Origin of the sequence: Myxococcus qinghaiensis, from assembly GCF_024198215.1 — a bacterium.
In the GTDB taxonomy this organism is placed as follows: domain Bacteria; phylum Myxococcota; class Myxococcia; order Myxococcales; family Myxococcaceae; genus Myxococcus; species Myxococcus qinghaiensis.
In genome coordinates this window covers 1-1553 of sequence record NZ_JAKCFA010000076.1, presented here as the reverse complement: position 1 = coordinate 1553, position 1553 = coordinate 1, and the positions used below count along the sequence as shown (strand labels likewise).

At 68.1% G+C, this 1553-nt stretch carries 1 protein-coding gene; it reads left to right on the top strand.

The annotated features are described in order from the left end of the window. Positions 1-1553: amino acid adenylation domain-containing protein (locus LZ199_RS45880; RefSeq protein WP_254000176.1), on the top strand; the 1553-nt coding region annotated here is incomplete at both ends.

Below are 1553 nucleotides of genomic sequence, written 5' to 3'. Positions count from 1 at the left end.
GAGACGCTTGCGGCCCACTTCGAAGCCCAGGTGGAGAAGACGCCGGGCGCGGTGGCGGTGGAGTGCGGCGAGGAGTCGCTGACGTACGCGCAGCTCAACGAGCGGGCGAACCAACTGGCGCACCACCTGAGGGCGGTGGGCGTAGGCCCCGAGGTGAGGGTGGGGCTGTGCGTGGAGCGCGGAGTGGAGTGGTTGGTGTCGGTGCTGGGGGTGGTGAAGGCGGGAGGAGCGTACGTGCCGCTGGAGGCGGGAGTGCCAGCGGAGCGGTTGAGGTGGATGAAGAGGGAAGCGGGAGTGGCGGTGGTGGCGGGGACGGACGCGCAGGTGGAGGAAGTAGCGGAGAGCGCGGACGTGGTGGTGAGCGTGGACGGAGATGGTGCCGCGATTGCGCGCCAGCCGCGAAGCAACCCCGAGAGGAAGGGCAGCGGAGGCAACCTGGCGTACGTGATGTACACGTCAGGAAGCACGGGGACGCCGAAGGGAGTGGGAGTGCCGCAGAGGGCGGTGGCGAGGCTGGTGCTGGGGGCCAGCTACGCGCGCTTCGGAGCGGACGAGGTGTGGCTGCAGCTTGCGCCGGTGTCGTTCGACGCGTCGACGTTGGAGGTATGGGGCGCGTTGCTGCATGGGGCGAAGCTGGTGGTGTACCCGGCGAAGGAAGTGTCGCTGGAGGAAGTGGGCCGCACGCTGACGAAGAGTGGAGTGACGTCGCTGTGGCTGACAGCGGCGCTCTTCGAGCAGATGCAGGCGTACCAGCCGGAAGCCCTCAAGCAAGTGAGGCAAGTGCTGGCGGGAGGAGACGTGCTTCCGGCACAGCGAGTGAGAGAGCGACTGCGGCAGGGAGGCACGCTCATCAACGGGTACGGGCCGACGGAGAACACGACTTTCACCACGGCCTACCGGATGGAAGACGAGCGAGAAGTGGGCGCTCGGGGTGTGCCCATTGGACGTCCGGTGGAAGGCACGGAGGTGTACGTGCTGGACGAGCGGATGCAGCCAGTGGCGGTGGGAGTACCGGGCGAGTTGTACGCGGGAGGAGAGGGGCTGGCGCAGGGCTACGTGGGGCGTCCTGAATGGACGGCGGAACGCTTCGTACCGAGTCCGTACGGCGAAGGAGAGCGGCTGTACCGGACAGGGGACGTGGTGCGGTGGCGGGCGGACGGAGCGCTGGAGTTCCTGGGCCGACGAGACAGCCAGGTGAAGGTGAGGGGCTACCGGATTGAGTTGGGGGAGGTGGAGGAGGGACTGAAGCAGCAGGTGGGGGTGAAGGAAGCAGTGGCAGTGGTGAGGGAAGAGCGAGGGGACAAGAAGCTGGTGGGGTACGTGGTGGGGACGGGGTTGGAAGCCAGCGCGGTGAAGGAAGGCCTCAAGAGAAGGCTGCCGGAGTACCTGGTGCCGACGGTGGTGGTGGTGCTGGAGGCGCTGCCGCTGACGGCGAACGGGAAGGTGGACCGCAGGGCATTGCCGGCGCCGGAAGACGTGGCGCAGGCAGCGGAGGAGTACGAGGCGCCGAGGCCGGGGACGGAAGAGAAGCTGGCGGAGGTCTTCGCGGAGGT